General features: G+C 41.8%; 18 protein-coding genes and 1 pseudogene. 10 read left to right on the forward strand and 9 right to left on the reverse strand.

Features of this window, described 5'->3' with window-relative positions:
• Together NJ959_RS10935 and NJ959_RS10940 are read left to right on the forward strand one after the other, a co-directional pair.
• Positions 1-247 (forward strand): hypothetical protein (locus NJ959_RS10935; RefSeq protein ID WP_254011782.1); only part of this gene is annotated, 247 nt, incomplete at its 5' end.
• Positions 228-1,706, forward strand: a complete 1,479-nt coding sequence (locus tag NJ959_RS10940; RefSeq protein WP_254011783.1) for a leucyl aminopeptidase — start codon at positions 228-230, stop codon at positions 1,704-1,706. The genes NJ959_RS10935 and NJ959_RS10940, both read left to right, overlap by 20 nt.
• 92 nt (positions 1,707-1,798) lie before the next feature.
• Here NJ959_RS10940 and NJ959_RS30675 read toward each other — a convergent pair.
• Both NJ959_RS30675 and metH read right to left on the reverse strand, forming a co-directional pair.
• Positions 1,799-1,909, reverse strand: a pseudogene (locus NJ959_RS30675) (toxin-antitoxin system TumE family protein); the annotation flags it as partial.
• A 98-nt stretch (positions 1,910-2,007) separates the two neighbouring features.
• Positions 2,008-5,634: a methionine synthase gene (metH, locus tag NJ959_RS10945; protein ID WP_254011784.1), complete on the reverse strand. Its 3,627-nt coding sequence runs from the start codon at positions 5,632-5,634 to the stop codon at positions 2,008-2,010.
• 162 nt (positions 5,635-5,796) lie between these two features.
• Between metH and NJ959_RS10950 the strand changes: the two genes are divergently transcribed.
• Positions 5,797-6,273: a type II toxin-antitoxin system Phd/YefM family antitoxin gene (locus NJ959_RS10950; RefSeq protein ID WP_254011785.1), complete on the forward strand. Its 477-nt coding sequence runs from the start codon at positions 5,797-5,799 to the stop codon at positions 6,271-6,273.
• 186 nt (positions 6,274-6,459) lie between these two features.
• Here the strand turns inward: NJ959_RS10950 and NJ959_RS10955 are convergent, their stop codons facing one another.
• On the reverse strand, positions 6,460-7,218 hold the full coding sequence (locus NJ959_RS10955) for a hypothetical protein (RefSeq protein ID WP_254011786.1): 759 nt from the start codon (positions 7,216-7,218) through the stop codon (positions 6,460-6,462).
• 235 nt (positions 7,219-7,453) lie between these two features.
• Here NJ959_RS10955 and NJ959_RS10960 point away from each other — a divergent pair, with 235 nt between their 5' ends.
• From NJ959_RS10960 to NJ959_RS10975, 4 genes are all read left to right on the forward strand, one after another.
• Entirely contained in the window at positions 7,454-7,777 is a 324-nt protein-coding gene (locus NJ959_RS10960; protein WP_254011799.1) for a TIGR02452 family protein, read from the forward strand.
• Positions 7,778-7,918: 141 nt separating this feature from the next.
• Entirely contained in the window at positions 7,919-8,368 is a 450-nt protein-coding gene (gene ybiA, locus NJ959_RS10965; RefSeq protein WP_254011787.1) for a riboflavin biosynthesis intermediates N-glycosidase, read from the forward strand.
• A gap of 230 nt (positions 8,369-8,598) precedes the next feature.
• Complete coding sequence (locus NJ959_RS10970; RefSeq protein ID WP_254011788.1) at positions 8,599-9,177, forward strand: Uma2 family endonuclease; 579 nt, start codon at positions 8,599-8,601, stop codon at positions 9,175-9,177.
• A gap of 140 nt (positions 9,178-9,317) precedes the next feature.
• Entirely contained in the window at positions 9,318-9,569 is a 252-nt protein-coding gene (locus tag NJ959_RS10975; protein WP_254011789.1) for a type II toxin-antitoxin system Phd/YefM family antitoxin, read from the forward strand.
• A gap of 77 nt (positions 9,570-9,646) precedes the next feature.
• Here the strand turns inward: NJ959_RS10975 and NJ959_RS10980 are convergent, their stop codons facing one another.
• The 6 genes from NJ959_RS10980 to NJ959_RS11005 all read right to left on the reverse strand — a co-directional run bounded on the left by NJ959_RS10980 (position 9,647) and on the right by NJ959_RS11005 (position 14,343).
• Complete coding sequence (locus tag NJ959_RS10980) at positions 9,647-10,252, reverse strand: Uma2 family endonuclease (RefSeq protein WP_254011790.1); 606 nt, start codon at positions 10,250-10,252, stop codon at positions 9,647-9,649.
• Between the two features lie 90 nt (positions 10,253-10,342).
• A complete protein-coding gene (locus NJ959_RS10985; RefSeq protein WP_254011791.1) occupies positions 10,343-10,948 on the reverse strand; it encodes a Uma2 family endonuclease in 606 nt (201 codons plus the stop codon).
• A 168-nt stretch (positions 10,949-11,116) separates the two neighbouring features.
• On the reverse strand, positions 11,117-11,458 hold the full coding sequence (locus NJ959_RS10990) for a hypothetical protein (RefSeq protein ID WP_254011792.1): 342 nt from the start codon (positions 11,456-11,458) through the stop codon (positions 11,117-11,119).
• A gap of 381 nt (positions 11,459-11,839) precedes the next feature.
• Positions 11,840-12,964, reverse strand: a complete 1,125-nt coding sequence (locus NJ959_RS10995) for a FliH/SctL family protein (RefSeq protein WP_254011793.1) — start codon at positions 12,962-12,964, stop codon at positions 11,840-11,842.
• Between the two features lie 47 nt (positions 12,965-13,011).
• Positions 13,012-13,482 (reverse strand): hypothetical protein, encoded by a 471-nt coding sequence (locus tag NJ959_RS11000; RefSeq protein ID WP_254011794.1) that lies wholly within the window; start codon positions 13,480-13,482, stop codon positions 13,012-13,014.
• A gap of 87 nt (positions 13,483-13,569) precedes the next feature.
• Complete coding sequence (locus NJ959_RS11005; RefSeq protein ID WP_254011795.1) at positions 13,570-14,343, reverse strand: hypothetical protein; 774 nt, start codon at positions 14,341-14,343, stop codon at positions 13,570-13,572.
• Positions 14,344-15,105: 762 nt separating this feature from the next.
• On the opposite strand from NJ959_RS11005, the gene NJ959_RS11010 reads away from it, so the two are divergent.
• The 3 genes from NJ959_RS11010 (at position 15,106) to NJ959_RS11020 (ending at position 18,774) form a co-directional block, all read left to right on the forward strand.
• Entirely contained in the window at positions 15,106-15,516 is a 411-nt protein-coding gene (locus NJ959_RS11010; RefSeq protein ID WP_254011796.1) for a hypothetical protein, read from the forward strand.
• Between the two features lie 76 nt (positions 15,517-15,592).
• Positions 15,593-17,098, forward strand: a complete 1,506-nt coding sequence (locus NJ959_RS11015) for a DUF8738 domain-containing protein (RefSeq protein ID WP_254011797.1) — start codon at positions 15,593-15,595, stop codon at positions 17,096-17,098.
• 113 nt (positions 17,099-17,211) lie between these two features.
• Complete coding sequence (locus NJ959_RS11020) at positions 17,212-18,774, forward strand: DUF1800 domain-containing protein (protein ID WP_254011798.1); 1,563 nt, start codon at positions 17,212-17,214, stop codon at positions 18,772-18,774.
• Positions 18,775-18,805: the final 31 nt, after the last annotated feature.

Genomic DNA, 18,805 nt, shown 5'->3' on the forward strand with positions numbered 1-18,805 from the left:
GGTGAAAAGGGGGGCAAAAAATGAGTATCTTTGCCTTCATTGGGATGCTCCCAAACTAATCACCCATCCGCTACCATCCACCATTAACTATAGCCAAAACCAACAATCCATCCGCTGCCATCCACCATTAACTATAGCCAAAACCAACAACCCATCCGCTGCCACCGCCCATTTTCCAATTCCTAATGTAATACTAGTAATTGAAGCATTGAGAAACAGCACAAAGCATGGAAATAAGAGCAAGTGAGACAACCTGGTTAAACTGGAGTGGCGATGCCCTAGCAGTAGGCTTATTTGAAGACGGAATAGAAATAACAGAAGAGTTAACCAAACTAGATGAAAAACTAGCGGGAACCCTCAAAGAGTTAATAGAGGAAACAGAATTTAAAGGAAGCCTGGGTAGCAGCGCCGTAACTCGTGTCGGTGCTAATAATTCAATCAGAAAAATCATGATAGTAGGGTTAGGGAAAGAAGATGCCCTAAACCCAGATAGTTTGCGTCGGGCTGCGGCGGCAATTACACGGATGGCAAAACAGCAAAATTGCAAAACACTGGGCATTAGCTTGCCTCTAGCCAATGATAACCCAGAAATGACAGTCGGCGCGATCGCAGAAGGGATTCTCCTCACCTTACATGTCGATAATCGCTTCAAATCGGAACCAGAAGATAAGGCTTCTAAGTTAGAAACAGTCGATTTACTCGGCTTAGGCAATCAAGAAGCAGCAATTACCAAAGCAAAGGCTATTTGTGATGGTGTAATTTTAGCACGAGAATTAGTAGCTGCACCTGCCAATGCCGTGACACCAATAACTTTAGCCGAGACAGCCGCAGAAATTGCTACTCAATCCGGTATGTCTATAGAAATATTAGAACAAGAAGAGTGTGAAAAGTTGGGTATGGGAGCATTTTTGGGTGTAGCCAAAGCCTCCGATTTACCGCCCAAATTTATTCATATCACCTATAAACCAGCAGGCACACCTCGCCGGAAATTAGCTATAGTTGGCAAAGGCTTAACCTTCGACTCTGGCGGCTTAAATATTAAAGGTGTCGGTAGCGGCATCGAAACCATGAAAATGGATATGGGAGGTGCAGGGGCAACTTTAGGTGCAGCCAAAGCTATTGGTAATTTGAAACCAGATGTCGAAGTACATTTTATCAGTGCCGCGACAGAAAATATGATTAGCGGTAAGGCTTTGCATCCAGGAGATATTTTAACAGCATCTAATGGCAAAACTATTGAGGTGAATAATACTGATGCAGAGGGTAGGCTAACTTTAGCAGATGCTCTGGTATTTGCTGAAAAATTGGGAGTAGATGCGATTGTAGATTTGGCTACTCTAACAGGTGCTTGTGTTGTGGCTTTGGGCGATAATATTGCCGGGATGTGGGGCACTGATGATAGCCTCGTATCGGAAATAAAAGCAGCTTCAGAAATAGCCGGAGAGAAATTCTGGCAAATGCCCATGGAAGATAAGTATTTCGATGGGATTAAGTCGCCTATTGCTGATATGAAAAATACTGGCCCCCGTGGAGGTGGCTCAATTACAGCGGCTTTGTTTTTGAAGCAATTTGTCAAGGAGACACCTTGGGTACATTTGGATATTGCTGGTCCAGTTTGGGCAGATAAGGATGATGGATGTAATAATAGTGGGGCGACGGGTTTCCCGGTGCGTACTTTGGTTAATTGGGTGATTGGTAATGGCTAATGGCTAATTAATATTTGTTTTTTGACAAGGTACAAGAAACAAATAAGTAATGAGTGATGAGTCTAACACTCAACTTATAACTAGTCGCGATGCTAACCTAATAATAGCTCAATTTCCTTGAGAACATCTGCTAACATGGGGGCTGTTGAAGGTAAGATATTATCTTCACTACCCTCATGTTTATGATGAGGATAAGTTGGAAGATAATGAGTCTGGATAGTTACAGATAATCTTGAGTTCAGCCATATATTACAACAAGTAATTGGGAATAACAAACAACCAACAACCAACAACCAACAACCTAAGTATTAAAATACCTAGCAACTGGGTGATAAGCGACAATAGCTGTGGTAGACTGTTCTGGATACAACTGTTCGCTTTCGTCCATATAGAGATTGATGCGATCGCACCCTAATAAATCTAGTAAAGCAAATTGATCCTGAATATTCGGACAAGCTGCATAGCCGAAGCTATAACGGGAGCCCCGATAGCGCTGGGCTAAGACATCGCGAATATTATTTGGCTCCTCACTAGCAAAACCCAATTCTCGCCGAATTCGGGCATGTACCCATTCTGCTACACCTTCGGCTATTTGTACCGCCATGCCATGGAAATACAAATAGTCTGTGTATTGGTTGGAATCAAACAGTTTTTTAGCGAATTCTGTGGCAACTTCTCCCACTGTTACTGCTTGCATGGGGAAGACATCAAAGGGAGTGGGGAGTGGGGTTTTCACTGAGTTTTTGGGTAGATAGAAGTCGGCAATACAGAAACGCTTGCCAGATTTTTGGCGGGGGAAGTGGAAGGTAGTGGCAGGCTCTAAATTATTGGGAATTTCTGTACTAAGTTGGCTGATAATCTCTGGATTATATAGATGTAGAGAATTACCTTCAGCCAAACAGGGGAAATAACCGTAAATTGCTGTAGGCTCGAGGAGTTTTTCCTCAACAATCCGGTGCTTCCAACTTTCCAAAATTGGGTAAACCGTCTCCTTTAGAAACTCGTCATGCTCTTCTTTCGATTTATCCTTCGGCTTGCGAAACTGCCATTGCCCGACAATTAATGCCTGCAAATCCAAATACCACAATATCTCTTCTAAGGGTATGTCTTCCTGTTGTAATAATTGACTTCCCCAGAAAGGAGGAGTTGGGCGTTGAATATCTAAAGTAACAGCTTCAGAGCGATTAGTATCTTCAAGAGCGGATTGAGCAACGGATGGGGTAACGGATGTAACGGATGTGTTATTTGTTTCATCTATTGGTAAATGCGCTTCTTCATCTCCCACCACATCTGCCATCACCGATAACTCATCCGTTGCATCCGTTACCAAATCCGCTGCGAATCCCCGCACATTATCCCACTCCCCTGCTATTTTAGCAGGCATCAATTTATCCATAAAATGCAAATCGGAAAAGGCATCTTTCCCGTAAATCACCTTACCATGATAAGTATTCTGACAATCCTCATGAACAAACTTAGGTGTCAAAGCCGCACCACCTAAAATCACAGGTACAGTTATCCCTCGCTGATTAAATGCCTCCAAATTCTCTTTCATAAAGGCAGTAGACTTTACCAATAACCCACTCATGGCAATGCAATCAGCCTGATGCTTTTCGTAAGCATCGATAATATTATCTACTGGCTGCTTAATTCCCAGATTAATTACCTTGTAGCCATTATTAGAAAGGATGATATCTACCAGATTTTTCCCAATATCGTGAACATCTCCTTTCACAGTAGCAATCACCATCGTTCCCTTGGCATTATTACCCGCATCTTTCTTATCCATGAAGGGTTCTAAATATGCCACTGCTGCTTTCATTGTTTCGGCGGATTGCAATACGAAAGGTAGCTGCATTTGCCCGGAGCCAAATAATTCTCCCACCACTTTCATTCCATCCAGGAGGAAGGTATTAATAATCTGTAGAGGTGGATAACTTTCCAATGCCTTGGTTAATTGTTGTTCTAACCCAATCCTTTCTCCATCTATAATATGACGTTTTAGACGTTCTTCTACAGGTAAGTTTTCATCTTGACTTCGATCCCGTTTTGTGGTTTTTCCTTCAAATACTGTAGTCAGCAACCCTAGGGGATCGTAAGTACAAATATCGCCATCAAATTCCCGTTCGTCAAAGATTAATTTACGGCATATTTCTTGATGTTCAGCTTCTATTTTCACTAATGGTAAAATCTTATTCGGACTGACAATAGCAGCATCTAACCCAACTGCCATTGCTTCATGGAGAAACATAGAATTGAGAACAATTCGTGCTGCTTGATTCAAGCCAAAGGATACATTAGAAACGCCCAAAATAATGTGACATCCTGGTAATCCTGCCCGAATTTGGCGAATTGAATCTATTGTAGCTTTGCCATTCTTTCTGTCTTCTTCAATACCAGTAGAAATAGGTAGAGCTAGAGGATCAAAAAATATCTCATGAGGCGGGATACCATACTCTATAGTTTGATTATAGGCACGTTGTGCGATCGCAAATTTCTGCTTGGCGGTTCGAGCCATCCCGTCTTCATCAATTGTACCAATAACTACACCCGCACCATATTTCTTGGCTAACTCTAATACCTTTAAAAAACGCTCCTCCCCATCTTCATAGTTAGTAGAATTAAGCAAACACTTACCCCCAGCCACTTTTAACCCTGCTTCCATCTTTTGCCATTCCGTGGAATCCAGCATTAAAGGTAATGTCACATTAGTTACCACTCGAGACACTAATTGCTCCATATCCCGTTCGCCGTCACGCCCCACATAATCCACATTCACATCAAGAATATGTGCCCCTTCCTTTACCTGAGATTTAGCTAAAGATACTAATCCATCCCAATCTTCAGCATTTAACAAATCGCGGCATTTTTTAGAGCCACTGGCATTTAATCTTTCCCCAACTATCAGGAAAGAATTATCCTGAATATAAGGTTGGGCAGTATAAATTGATGCTGCCGCAGGTTCATATACTGGATGTCGTTCTTTTGGCTGGAGGGTATTAGAAATTTCGACTAATTGTTGAATATGATCTGGGCGCGTACCGCAACAACCACCAATGACTTGTACCCCCCAATCTTCTACAAAACGAGTTAACGCCATCCGCAATTCCATCGGCGTTAGTTTATAATGAGCATGACCTCCTATATTTTCCGGTAATCCAGCATTAGGGATACAAGAAACTACAAAAGGCGAATTTTCACATAAATACTTAATATGTTCTTGCATCCTGTCCGGTCCTGTGGCACAATTAAGACCGAGGATATCAATCGGATACCGTTCCAAAATAGTCAATGCCGCACTAATATCGGAACCAACCAGCATAGTCCCGACAGCTTCCATGGTGACAGATACCATTAAAGGCAGTCTTTGCCCTTTTTCTTGAAATACCTGTTCAATTCCATTTAATGCTGCTTTAATTTGTAATACATCCTGACAAGTTTCGACAATAAATAAGTCAACTCCACCATCATACAGACCTTTTGCTTGTTCAGCAAAAGAAGCCTCCATTGTGTCAAAATCAATATTTCCTAAAGTTGGTAACTTAGTAGTTGGACCGATGGAACCTGCAACAAAGCGGGGCTTTTCTAGTGTAGAATATTCATTAGCCAAACGCTTTGCTAGTTGTGCTGAGGTATAATTTAAGTAATAGGCTTTGTCTGCCAAATCGTACTCAGCTAAGACAATAGATGCCGCACCAAAACTATCCGTTTCGATGACATCAGCCCCAACTTCCAAAAACTCTCGATGTACTTTTTCAACAGCTTCCGGTTTACTATGGACGAGGTACTCGTTACATCCTTCATACTGTTCCCCACCAAAGTCTTCGGCAGTGAGGTTTTGGGTTTGCAGGGAACTTCCCATCGCCCCATCGAAGACGATAACAGGGCGTTGGGGATTATGGAGGCGATTCAGGAAGAGGCTATTCATAGATAACTATTTTGATTTAGGATTGATCCGATCCAGTCAACTTATATTTTGCACTAATCCATCTATATATGTCAAAATCAGTTTGGGAGACTTCCCCATCCCCATTTTCACAGATAACTTAATCTAGTTTGGCAAAATTTTCAGATCTTGGGTAGAGATTTAATGAAACCTGTAACAACTAAAAACAATAATTCTGAGGATGAGGGATTTATCCGGTTATCGACGGATGAGATTAGAGAGAATCTCCTTGATGCCCTCATCAGGATTATAACTCAGGGAACGCGGATTGTCTTGCAACAAGCTGGTGAAGATGTAGCTGCGATTATTCCCGCCAGGGAGTTTACACGGTTAGACACACTAATACATGAGATTAAATCTAGTCCCTATCTTCCCGAAGATGATGAATATTATGAAGATGAACGAGGAATTCACTGTGTCTATCCTGATGAAGTTAAATCTGATTTTGCGGATATATTAGCAGCAGTAATGGTTGATGGAGAACTTTTTGGTTTACTACCAACTCCTAATTTAGGTGGTAAAGATGTGGATATTTTTATGCCTGTGGCTGTACTAATGCCGATTGAAAAGTTTTGGTTACCAGAATACATCATTAATGAATGTAAGGGGCGATGGAATTAAGGGAGTGGAGAGTGGGGAGTGGGGACAATTTGATGTAGGGGCGTAGCATTTGGGGGATAACTTTTGTTGTTTAACCAGAATTTGACTGTCCAAATGCTTCGCCCTGAGTGGGGAGTGGGAAATTTTATTACCAACAACTAATAACCAACAACCAACAACTAATAACCAACAACCAACAACCAACAACTATCTCACCGATTTCAAAACATTTCTTATTTCCTTCACTCGCCTACCTTGATCTAGTTTAATACAATTCCAGCGCCATTCTTCTGAATCAACTACCAATCCTTTCAATTCCTCCTTATAATAAGGTTCGCGCTTACAAATACCAAATAAACCACTAGCATCCAATTCCTTTTGTTTATTACGAAATGCTTCAACTCTAGCCCAAATATAAGCATCTTGCCCCTCCAATCCTTTATCTTTAGCCGCTTTATATGCCAAGGGAAAATTTGGTCCGGCTGAATTAGATTGATTCCACAAATCCGTACCCAGTATAATCGCTCTTTTATGATTCTCCGGCTTTAATCCTAAATCAATCATCCGATTTTCTGTTGCGACAGATTGCCACTGTAAGGCTTTAAGACATAGAATATCTGCCTCTTGCACAGAAATATTCTGAGATTTATTCCAACTACAAAATCCCTTATTAGTAGCAAAATTACCAGGATCGGTATGCCCTAAATAAATAGTAGTTGGCTTTCCCGTCGGTGTCAGATTCCCTTCAGCTACCCCAACCGCGATCGCACCGACATGTTTTTTGCTGCCAAATAACTCCCGCACGCTCAGGGGAATATCAGTCAGATGTTGTGTACTGTAGACTGGTGGTTGCGGCGGTTTTAACACAATCGGAATTTCTGGTGCGATCGCAAAAAGTAGTGTACTAGTACAAAGTAACACTCCTTTCCAGATTACTCCAAACGACAGGGCGTACCAACTTTTCAAAGCTGTTTACTCCTACACATACTATAAGCTTATCATTCCTTTTGCAGGTGAGAGGCTACGGGCTACTCTCAACAGCCGGAAGGATAACTATTTAACAAACCACTAAGACGCGAAGACACTAAGATAGTAATAAAGGCTACAAATTTGCTGCTTTAGTATGGTTTATTCAATAAACCAGGCTTCTGGGTGTAAGGAATAAAATAGATAATCTTCTAATGCTAAGATTGTAGATTTTATCACCAGTCCCGCTCCAAATGCTGGTGAAGTCTGGAGAAACCAACCTAAAGATATGGACAAAATACCCGAAGTTCTCTATAGTCGAGGCTCCAAATTATTAAGTTTGGCTCTTTACCAGGGTTGTGATGCCCTAGTTTTAGGAGCTTGGGGATGTGGCGTATTTAGGAATCAGCCATCAATGGTTGCCCAAATGTTTGCCGATTTACTCTTGCCAAGTGGTGAATTTTGTGGTAAATTTGAAATGGTTTTATTTTCTGTACTTGATTGGACGAAAGGAACCAGGATATTGACAGAATTCCAGACTCGATTTTCAAAAGAATAACAAACCTTTGCGCTCTACTCTGTCGAGAAGCCGCTGCGCGTCTTTGCGCCTTCCTTTGCGCTCTTTGCGTTTAAAATGAACCTTCATCAATTAGCGACACACTTCTCAAATACCCTACTAAGCTATTAATCGATAAAAATCATGCCAATTTACTTTTACAGCACAAGAGGTGAATATGGTTGTTTTTCCAACTTTTCCAACCACGGATTTGAGCTAGATGGTGCTTGGTGGACGACAAACGAACATTATTTTCAAGCCCAAAAGTTTATCACCACCGATCCCGATTGGTTTGACAAAATCCGCGCTGCGAAAAACCCTGGGATGGCGGCAAGAATGGGAAGGGAGCGCTCTCACCCTTTGCGCAGTGATTGGGAAGAAGTCAAAGACTCAATTATGGAAAAAGGCGTATTGCGTAAATTTGAAACTCATGGCGATATCCGCGAGATACTTCTGGCGACAGGGGATGAATTAATTGTGGAAAATGCACCAGGAGATTACTACTGGGGCTGTGGGAAAGATGGCAGTGGTAAAAATAAATTGGGGCTGATTTTAATGGCGGTGCGGGAGAGATTGCGAATTGGTAATGGCTAATTGTGCGCTAAATGGATGGCAAGCAGTCTCGAAAGCTGTGGTATAATTAACAGCATTGATGATAGCCTCTTCATGCTTACCGATCGCGCAGTTGTTTAGTTTTATGCAATTATGCAATCAGTCGCCTACTTTTTCATTTATATCGGTATCTCAGCATAATAGACAGCCGATAGCTCCAGATTACAAATAATATGCTAAAATTAACATAAGGATATCTGGAGCAAATCTCCATGCCCCTATTACTAAATAAAACCTCCGATCAACGGATTGTCCATCATGGCACATGGGAACAGTTCAAGTTTATCCAAAAGGGCTTTGACGGTTCTCCTGGAGTGCGGCTATTTTACCATGATGGGACAATCGAGATTCTCATGCCGGGACAATACCACGAAATTTTTGCTCATATCATCGGTTACTTAGTAACTACATTTCTAGTCGAAGAGGGAATCTTATTCAAACCTACAGGAGCGATGACTCAGGAAAAATCAGGAGTTGTCTCCGCCCAAGCAGATCAATCTTACTGTATTGGCAGTGCGAAGCCGATTCCTGATTTGTCAATTGAAGTAGTTTTTACTAGTGGAAGTATCAGTAAGTTAGAACGATATAAAGCTTTGGGTGTTCCAGAAGTTTGGTTTTGGGAAGATGGAGTGCTGAATTTATATCATCTTCGAGATGGTAGCTATGAAAAAATTGAGCGTAGCCAGCTACCCGGACTTAATAACCTCAATCTTGATTTGCTCAGACGCTGCATTTTGATGGCAGAAACTGATTCTGGTGAAGCGATTAGAATGTTCCGTAGAGAAATGTAGTAATAAAAGTGCGCTCTTGAGGTTGAATGTAACTTGGGATAATACTGAAATGACTTACACAAAGCATCTAACAGATGGGGATTGCCTAAGATTGAATAAAACGCTATTATTGTACAATAAACAGTACAGGTTTGGGTAAGATGAAAGTTATCTCTTTTAGCGAGGCGATAAATAGCCTGAAGACGGTTTTAGATCGGGTAACTGAAGAGGTGGACTATACGATTATTACTAGACAGGATGCTGATGATGCGGTAGTGATGTCTCTGGAGTTTTTCAATAGTTTGATGGAAACTGTACATTTACTTAAGTCTCCGACAAATGCAGCTCATTTGGAACGTTCTATTGCTCAGTTTAAGCAGGGTAAAGTAGTGGAGAGAGATTTGCTCAATTAGTTTATGCAGTAAGATGATGCCTATTTAACGATTATTTCTTGTCGTACCATTATTAATTTAAGACGATTATTACTACTTTATACCCACAACTTATTCAAGTTTAAAATAAATCCTGGCAGAATATCTTCCCCTGAAAGTTCAACCGGATTCTCCAATACTTCCACATTTTGTCCTGGACGATAAATTTCCACCTGCCGCTGTTTGGGATTGAGCAACCATCCCAAAAGCGCCCCATTTTCCATATACTCTCGCATCTTTGCTTGTAAATCGCTCAGAGTATCGGAAGTTGAGCGCAATTCCACCACAAAATCGGGACAGATATGGGGAAATGTGCCTTTTTGTGCGGGAGTTAGGGCATCCCACCGTTGACGACTCACCCAAGAGGCATCAGGAGAACGAGTTGCTCCATTTTGTAAAATAAATCCAGTGGAAGAATCGAAAGCTTTTCCCGGTTCACCTGCACTACGCCACCAGAGATAAAGTTCTCCTGATAAGTTCCAATTTCGTTCTCCAGTTTCCCATCCTGTTGGTGGATTCACAATTAGTTCTCCTGTGGCTGTCCTTTCTAATCTTAAGTCCCGATTGGCAAGAGCTAGTGCCTCGAACTGTTCGGGAGTGACGTATAGTCCGATAGAATTAGGCACGATGAGAAGAATTTCTGGTTTCGTGGGGGTTTGTAGCATGAGTATTTCTGTTATAGTTCTTCATCTTTTTGTTAACATTTTTTAGCCAGTCTAATTGCCCATCCTATCGCCAAAATTTCCCCCTCATCCCTATCCCCACAACTTATTCAAGTTTAAAATAAATCCTGGCAGAATATCTTCCCCTGAAAGTTCAACCGGATTCTCCAATACTTCCACATTTTGTCCTGGACGATAAATTTCCACCTGCCGCTGTTTGGGATTGAGCAACCATCCCAAAAGCGCCCCATTTTCCATATACTCTCGCATCTTTGCTTGTAAATCGCTCAGAGTATCGGAAGTTGAGCGCAATTCCACCACAAAATCGGGACAAATATGGGGAAATGTGCCTTTTTGTGCGGGAGTTAGTGCCTCCCACCGTTGACGACTCACCCAAGAGGCATCGGGAGAACGAGTTGCTCCATTTGGTAAAATAAATCCAGTGGAAGAATCGAACCCCTCTCCTAAATTCTCGTGTTCTTCACACCATCGAGCGAGTTGTCCAGTGAGATTGAAGTTTCTTTTACCAGTTTCCCATCCTGTTGGTGGATTCACAATTAGTTCTCCTGTGCCTGTCCTTTCTAATCTTAAGTCCCGATTGGCAAGAGCTAGTGCCTCGAACTGTTCGGGAGTGACGTGGAGTTCGATAGAATTAGGCACGATGAGGAGAATTTCTGGTTTCGTGGGGGTTTCTAGCATCGTTTTGCGATCGCAACTGATCCTCTATTTTACCATAGCCATATATAGTAGGGTGCGTTACATAACGCACCCTACAGATAACCTAAATGCGTAAGTCCTAACAGATTAGCAGCTTAATATCACCATTGGACAATGGCAGAAATTCCTCAGCCATTGCCCAATGTCAGACTAACCTAAGCACCAATAATACCGCCATCCTTGCGGGTAATAACGGCTGAATTCCATCAGTTTGAATAAATAATCTGCAGGAAGGACGGGAAAGTTGATTAAGCTAGAGCCTTGCGCGATCGCAGCCGTAGCACTTTGAGGTACACTATTGCTAGCACCTTGAGCGATCGCAGCACTAGCACTCTGAACCAAAGCTTTGTTGCCAGCTAGGGCTGGTAAAAAGCCAGTGGCTGACAGTATCGTTCCACAAGCAAGTAGATTTCGCCGAGACATTCTGGTGTGAAGGATGTCTTCAAAGGGACGATTCCCTGACTGGTTGCTGCTTTCGTTATCGTGAATCACCTGTATTTTCCTCTCAATATTGATTGAATTAGTTATTGACAAATTACCACTGAAAATTGCCCTGTCTTCTAGCTAAAACATCTCTATCAAATCCCACTCAAAATTTGTTTTTTTTATCCCACGACCAAGTACAATAAAACTTAGGATCTTACTCTATCAGTAGTGTGCATTACCAGAGGATAACCGACCAGCCACACTATTATTAGCATTGATCCGTAAGTCATATACAATTTTAGCTTAACTCAGCTCGGACAGAATTTTCAATAAAGTTCTACTACTTCAATCCTTAGAAGACAGCGAGAAAAAAGTCAGAGATGCAGCAAGAGAAGCTTTAAACAAACTCATTGCTGCCTCACCTGAGATTGAGGATAGAATCCCTTTTTAACCCAATAATCTCAACAATTCATCGCGAGATAACTCAGATAATCGCAGCAACAACCCTCTCAACTCAAGAGGCGGTAACGTCAATAAAAAGTCCACCATCCCCATCAGAATTTCATCCAACTCCTCAAAGCGAAACCTCAGTAGACTTTCCACAATTAAATGTTGTCCTTGCCTCATTCCTAAAGAGTCGCCTGGTAATTGAGATAATTGCAGTAACAGCCGAGTCACTTGAATCGGAGGTAAGGCAGATAAAGGCTCTACCAGCGATACCATAGGTTCAGATAATTCTCCAAATCTTCCTTGAATAAAGCTTTCAATAATTAAGCGTTGTCCTTGCTGAACCCCGCGTTCAATACCTTGCTGAACCCCTTCAATTTTACCTTCAATTTTACCACGTTGTTCAGCCGCAGCCAACTGTTCTTGAAATAAAGGAGCAATTGCCATAATCAACTTCTCATCCTCCTGAACCTCTAACTCTGACTTTTCTGACCGATTAACCCGCAAATTCAATTGTAACTGATAAACTGATTCTAACGCACCTAACCGCCAAGGATTATCCACAGGCAAAGCAGCCAGAGACACAAGTGCATCCTCTTGTACCTTCCCCCTTCCCAAAATCCGCAACCACAAAGTCTCAGGGGTTTTCGGTAACCGATGAATAACCACAATTCCCGTCTGGAAAGACTCCCCTAAGAAATAGATGCCCTCACCCCAATTCTCTTCATCTCCAGTCGCCTTAAAACTATTTAACAAATTATCCGAAGCTGTGGGAGTCAAAATCCACAACCAAGGTGCTTCAGTAGAGACAGTATTTTCTCGTTTAGCTTGCCTTGCTAAATCAGCTTTTACATCGAACAACTTACTTAAACAACTGATAACCTTCTCAGACGTTACCGGATTTCTAAATGGTTCAAATAACGCCGGAGTTTCCGCCATTTTTCCCAATAGCCCCAGTTGATCTCTATACTCTAAATATCCTGATTTTTCAGGGTTTGGCGTGAAGTAAATATCAATCTCACGGACTTCAGCAGGCACTTTCTTATTAGGATTTACACCACCGAGAGAACCGAGAGTTTCGTCTAATATATCTTTGGCAAATTGGTCATGGGCAAATCTGGTCATTGGGATAATTGGATCAATATTTACTAGCTAATTTTATCAGTTTTCCATCAAGGTCCACCGATGCGTTGATCTGATTCACGGGGGAGTAATTGATTAACAATCACCTTACCGTTTTGTTTGATTTCCAATCGGATTGTCTCCGGATCTGAATACCGAAAGGTGACAATATAGGTGAGATTGCGATTTTCATCGGTGAATCGGTATTGGGGTCGATTCGTCGTACCTGTAACATCAAAACCTGTTAAGTTAATCTTACTGCCATCTTGCTTGTTTTTAACGTGGAGGATGTAATAAGCTGGTTCCCACGCCCAGAAAGAAGCCTGCCAATTGGAGTTAGAAAATGTCCCTGCAATTGAAAAAGAACCCCTGGTTGTCGGACAGTTATTTACTTCTGAATCAATTCCATTACTGGTATCCAAAGAAGCTTGACAGGGTTGTTCTGATAGGCTTGCTAACGATAGAGATAAAGATAGCGGTAGGGCGCAAATTGTTGCCAAGGCGATAGAGATAAGTTTCATGATTAATTTCCCTTCAATTGTTTATAGCTAGGGGTTAGGGGAAGAAGAGGCGAAAATCTTGGGGATGACTCTATTTTTTCAGGGTTTTTATGGAATAAATTTATCCTGTAAACCAACAAGACTATCTCCATAAATAATAGTGACATGATGCTCAACAGACTTGCCAGCTTTTGTCCCGTATATAGTATAGTTAAAATGCCGATTCTTGTCCAAACCATCGAAACGATAAGCCAATGTATTTGGATCGAAAGTTGCTCGATATTTTGCGATCGCGTCCTTTGCCTTCGCCACGGGATAATCAATGTCATCTGCGGTTAAAACTTTTGCCAATAAGACAGGATCTTCGGTTTTAATTGCCTGGATCGTTTTAGCCAATAACACTTTTGCCGGATAGGAATATTGAAAGAATTCATCACCAAGGCGAATATTTCCAGATTCCTGGTTAATTGCAATCTCTTTTTTGACACCACTTTTGTTATAAAGTAGATAATAAAACTTACCACTAGCTTGATTGATAAACTCTCCAGAATCCTCTGCTTTTACCAATTCAAAGCGGCTAATCGGTTCATTGTTAAAGTAGGTTTTGTAGTCGGTAATTCCCGCATCACCAAACTCTATTGAACGCTTCGATTCTGGTAAATAGGGCAGGACAAAAGCACCGTTGCCTTGATTAATGCTGTCTACAATTCCCGTCATTAATTTATCTGCTTCAGCTTTCGTCAGGAGTTGTTTTAATTGGGCAGAAGGCAAAATATCAGAGGTAGTAGATGGTTCAGTTGAAGGAACTGTTTTGTTAGGAATAGCACAGGCAAAAAAGACAGTACTCAGGGCAAGAGGTATCGCCAATCGAAATAATTTCATAAATCCCACCTTTGGGTAATAGTTAGTTGTGTCGATTAAGTTTTGAGGAGTGAAAGTAACCGCAAATAAAGTTATGTTTTGCCAAGAGATTTATTTCCTAAGATAAGTTAGCACTTTCTCAAATCATATTGAATTTATCTGGCGTTTTTCTATTGAAAACCAATCTAGTCTTGCGGCTGATGAGTAATCGGTATCTTTTCCGGCGGTGAATTATGGCAAGGGGTTGCGAGGTAGGCGCAGGAAGCAAATAAAAGTCACTCAGCAATCCGGAAGCGTTGACGAAAAATCATAGGGAGCATCCCACTTTGGCAAAGATACTCGTTTGTTGACAAAGTTTTTACCCCCCCCCAGCCCCCCTTGTCAAAGGGGGGAGTAAGAATCAACCTGCATTTCTTCCTTGCTCGGGATGCTCCCAAATCATAACCATTACCTGTGGAATTTTTCAGTACTCCTACAGAAGAGTATGACCAATTTTCCCAGGAATGATAGATTGGTATCAAAATCTGTAACCGCGATAGTTGATTTCAGGAAATTGGCTAGCTTGGCAGACTATGCTGAGGCGTAAAAATACTTAAACCCCTCCCTTAATAAGGAGAGAGAGGTGGATTTTTTCTGTTTCCTCAACTATATATATAGTAGGGTGCGTTACATAACGCACCTACTGATAATATAACTGTTACAGAAATTGCAACGCCACTCAATTAACACAGGCTTCATGGCAGATTAAATCTATAGAGCCGTAATTTTTGGAGGTAAAATAAGATGAAAAAAGCTATCGCAATCTTGCTTGGTTGTCTATCGATTGGTATGGGTGCAATGGCTGGAGGAAAGATTGCCCTCATCCAATCCGCGATCGCAGAACCTAATCAAGATGATTTAAACTTAACTTGTCGAGGCACTATCGATAATCGCGTTGACTTTACGGCTTACTATACGAGAGAAGCTGGGTTTCGGCGAATTGACTTTCGCCCCAGGAGGGCAAATCGCACCCTCACCGTATCAATGAACTATATCAACAAAAATGCACAAGGTCGTGGCGTTTGGCGGGGACAAGGAAATAGCGAAGTTCAAGCTGATGTATCCCTAGTCCATCTTTCCACTAAAGTACCACAAGTAGGCGATCGCATTTCCGTCGGTTATGACCATCAATGGGGACGTGCCACCTGTCGCTAACTAAACAATTATACCAACAAAAACTACTCCCTTTCTAGCCCAAAATTATCTTTTCGTGTCTTCGTGGTTGGTAAATATGAAAAAAAAAATCCTGATCTTTTTCCTATTCAATATCGGATTACTCACCTTCCTCTTCTTAGCCAATACTGAAATTCCCTCAAGAAAACCACTGATTAGTCAATCCCAACCACCTAATACTAAAATTTCCGGCATACCCTCAAAAGAAACAATTGCCGAAACTGTTAGAAATGATGCCATCAACCGCTGGAGGTTTCCTCAATCTGGGCGAGTAGCACGGATAGAAGCCACAAATCTCCGCACCATGGGCAATATTCGTTGGATTTCTGCCACCATTCCCACATGGAAAATTACCCTAGAAAGCACCAATTTAAGATTAGTTTATATTACTAACGATACAGGGGCGGTGATGGTATTAGCAAAACGGGATAATTTACAGTTACCCAAGAAGCTACCCGCAGCAGTAATTACAGGAGTGCAAAAAGAGGCAGTTTTGTACTGGCATCCTCAGTTTGAAACTACTGTTAGCCCTATCCTCCCTCCTCAAGTATTGCTGGAAAAAGCTGAACCCGTAACCTGGAAAAACACTTGTCTAGACTTACCTAATTCTGGGGAAGTTTGTACTCCAAAAACTATCAATGGTTGGCGGATTAAAGTAGTCGGAATAACGCCACCTCCATGTATTGCTTGTTTGCCAGGTAATCTCCAGCAAATCGCTCCACCAACTCTTAATTTTCGGGTTGATGAAACAGGTAAAGAAGTTAGGGCAGATATTCCGGAATCTGTGGCATCTGAAGGGTTTAAAGTAGCTCAATCCTGGGGATTAGCAACTAAATCAGGACGAATTATTGGGGCTTCACCAACGCGATGGGGAGCGGGATGCGATAATTTTCAAGGATTACCGATAGCCTGCGATCCTGTTCCTGTTAATGGTTGGTTAGTTAAAATTGAAGATCGAGGAAAACGATGGCATATCCAAGTAGATGATAGTGGGAACAATGGTGAATTAATGGCGCGAGAAAATATAGCTTTGGATAATAGTTTTGACAAGAAATTGGCAGATGAAGTGCGCAATTTAGCAGCGCAACACTTGGAAATGGGGTGGGAACAAATACTGTTTACTCAAGTCGAAGCCCAAAGCTTTGGCGCTTGTCTGGGATTACCGACTCCGGTGGAAAAATGTGCCCCCGATCCAGGACAGGGCTATCGTGTTACAGTAGAGGGAAAAGTAGGACAGCGGCAGGTGTATCGCGTTAGCCCAAATTCGGGGATTCGCATAGAAGCGAATAATGGATTACCACCAAGAATAGATAAACTCCCCAATCCGATTGCCGAAAAATTATTTCTGGATGCCAAATCTCGCTTGCAGGTTGCCTTATCTGATTTACGAATTACCTCTGCAGAAATTACATCGGAATGCTTTCGTACCGCTACAGATCCACCAAATGCACCCTGTCAAGTGCTAGTATCAGGTAGCTGGCGGATTGTGGTGACTAACTTTAAACGACAACTAGTATATCGGGTTAATTCTCGTGGAGATATTGAATCTGTGTCACCTGAATAAATCAGCTTTTAGAGACGAATTATCCACTCCCAGGATAACCTCAACTACTCAGCTTATGAAACTTTCCCAACCCATCTCCGTCTAAATCCCATGTCGCGGCACAACCAGGAAATATGAAACTAAAACTAAAATACTGGGTGTTATTTCTCCTACTAGGAATCTGCCTCTGGTTTGGACTGCCAATTCTCAAACCAACTGCCACTGCCTCCGATACTGCCAAAGTATTACACCTTCTCAATCGGATCGGTTTTGGTCCGCTTCCTGGCGATATTCAACGGATTCAATCTACAGGTATTGAAGCTTATATTAAATCTCAGCTTGCCCCAGAATCAATCCCTCTACCACCACAACTAATTCAAAAACTTGAGGGTTTAAAAACTCTGCAATTAACTCCGGTTGAACTATTTAACAGATATAGTCCACAAGCAGGTGAAAGGCGACAGGAGCAAACTCAATCTCAACGTAATATATTGCCAAGAAGACAACGACAATCTCAATCAGAAGGTAACACACCTCCAAGAAGACAAAAACAATCTCAACCAAACCTTCAAATGGCTCAAAAACAAGCCCAAAAACCCTTACAAGAAGCCAGAGAAGCGCGTTTGCTCAGAGCGATCGCATCGCCGCGACAACTGGAAGAAGTTATGGTAGACTTTTGGTTTAATCATTTTAATGTATTTGGTGCGAAAGGCGATACTCGCTTCTGGGTAGGTGCTTACGAAGAGCAAGCAATTCGACCTCATATTCTCGGTAGTTTTCGCGATTTATTAGAAGCTACCGCCCGTCATCCTGCCATGTTATTCTACTTAGATAACTGGCAAAATACTGCACCAGGAAGTCCAAAAGCCAAGGGGAGATTTCGCGGCTTAAACGAAAACTATGCCCGCGAAGTAATGGAACTCCATACTTTAGGTGTTGATGGAGGGTATACTCAGGAAGATGTAACTACTTTAGCTCGCATTCTTACAGGTTGGGGCTTAATTCGTCGCGTCAATAACGGCGATAAAAGCGGATTTTATTTCGATCGCGATCGCCACGATTTTAGTGATAAAATTTTTTTGGGTAAATCTATTCAAGGTAGCGGCATTGACGAAGTAGAACAAGCCTTAGATATTCTAGCCCGCCACCCGGCTACCGCCCATCACATTAGCTACCAATTAGCTCAATACTTTGTTGCCGATGAACCACCTTCAAATTTAGTAGATAGTTTAGCGCAACGTTTCCAGCAGACTGATGGTAACATTCGTGCTGTCTTAGAAACCCTATTCCAGAGTCCAGAATTTTTCAATACCAAATATTATGGAAGTAAATTCAAAACTCCCTATCAATATGTTATATCTGAACTCCGTGCTATAGATGCCAAAAATATTAATATCTCATCTATATCCGGGTTTTTAAGACAATTAGGAATGCCACTTTACGGCTGTCAAACCCCTAACGGCTACAAAAATACTCAATCAGCTTGGTTAAATCCAGATGGGATGATTCGCCGAGTCAATTTTGCGACAACATTAGCTAACAGGAGGAATGGGAATAAGGAATCTCTCGATATTACCCAACTTCGGCAAACCATCGGCAATAATTTATCTACCAAAACCCAAGAAGTAATCGCATCCAGCCCCGAAAAGTTAAAAGCTGCCCTTATTTTAGGTAGTCCAGAAATGATGCGTCGTTAGTTGTTGGTTGTTAGTTGTTGGTTATTGGTTG

Source organism: Limnofasciculus baicalensis BBK-W-15 (assembly GCF_024178385.1).
In the GTDB taxonomy this organism is placed as follows: domain Bacteria; phylum Cyanobacteriota; class Cyanobacteriia; order Cyanobacteriales; family Coleofasciculaceae; genus Limnofasciculus; species Limnofasciculus baicalensis.